The following is a 1,443-nucleotide window of genomic DNA, read 5'->3' on the forward strand; positions in this document are numbered from 1 at the left end:
TGATCTGACCCAAGAAAGTTAGACATAAGTACTTAGGCTGCTTCAAGGACCTGAGTTCGGTATTCCACCGGGCTTAGGTCTTTTAATTTTGCCTTCATACGTTTGTTATTATAATAGTAAATATACTCTGCTAGTTCATTCTCAAAATGCTCCATGCTATCGAACTCTTGTAGATAAAGTAGTTCAGATTTTAATAAGCCAAAGAAATTTTCTATGACTGCATTATCCAAACAATTGCCCTTACGGGACATACTCTGTCTGATCTTATGTTGTTTTAATGTTCGTTGGTATTGTTTCATTTGATAGTGCCAACCTTGGTCCGAATGAAGAATAACTTGATCACCTGGTTGAAGGCGTTTCAATGCTTGTTTTAACATATCATCAACTAATTTATACACCGGACGACTCATTACCGTGAAGGCGATGATTTCACCGTTACACAAATCTAGTACTGGTGATAAATAACGTTTCTCACCAAATAGATGAAATTCTGTCACGTCTGTGACCCATTTCTCGTTCATGTTTTTCGCTGTAAAATCACGTTGTAAGATGTTCGGTGCAATTTTCCCAACATTTCCTTTATACGAACGGTATTTTTTCATTCGTACTTCACATTTAATGCCCATGCCATTCATCAATTTATTAATAGTTTTCGGATCATGATAGAAGTCATATTTCTTTAATTCTTTAGCAATCCTACGATACCCATAACGTCCTTTATGTTCATGGTAAATGGACTGAATAGCAGCTTTCACATTTGCGTATTTATCAGCACGATTTAAACGCTTTTCCCAGTAATAGTAAGTGCTACGCGGAATATCAGCGACTTTGATTAATTCCATCACTTCATAGATTTCCTTTAGTTCATAAATTACTTGCGCTTTGATTTGGTTGGTAATTTTTCTTGCATTTGAACTAAAGCGTTTAACTTTTTTAAATACGCATTCTCCATTTCCAGTTGCTTAATACGTGTTTCAAGTTCTTCTATAGATCCTTCAGCTGGTGCAGGTTTCGTTGTTTTTTTCGTTTCCTTTTTCATGGATGGTCGCCCCTTTTTCTTAGAAACAAGGGCATCATAACCACCACTTTCAAACTTCTTCTTCCAATTTCGAATCATGCCTGGAGATGAAATGTTAAATATCGCAGCTGTATCGATTGAAGATGTACCTGTTTCGTTCATATAATTTAGTACACTCATTTTATACTCAGCCGAATAGTTTGTATAGGATTTTAAGAATGCCTCTATACCATTTTCTTGATAAAGGCGTACCCAGACACTGATTATCTGATAGTTAATACCAATATCTTTCGCAATTTCATTCATGGATTCATGTCCATTTACATATCGTTCAACCGCTTGGATTCTTTGTTCAACTTTTAATTTTGCCATAAAAAAACCCCCGTAAAAATTAGATTAGTGTCTAACTTTTACGGGGCAGTTCA

1 protein-coding gene is annotated in these 1,443 nt (G+C 35.6%); it reads right to left on the reverse strand.

Annotation, left to right across the window (positions count from 1 at the left end; genetic code table 11):
- Window positions 1–32: 32 nt before the first annotated feature.
- Window positions 33–1,390, reverse strand: a protein-coding gene (locus F7731_RS26225; RefSeq protein ID WP_425482045.1) for an IS3 family transposase whose coding sequence is annotated in 2 segments (ribosomal slippage) — window positions 33–904 and window positions 904–1,390 — 1,359 coding nt in all. Because the reading frame shifts where the segments join, the coding sequence is not laid out codon by codon here.
- Window positions 1,391–1,443: the final 53 nt, after the last annotated feature.

This window comes from Cytobacillus depressus, assembly GCF_008923245.1.
Lineage (GTDB): Bacteria > Bacillota > Bacilli > Bacillales > Cytobacillaceae > Cytobacillus > Cytobacillus depressus.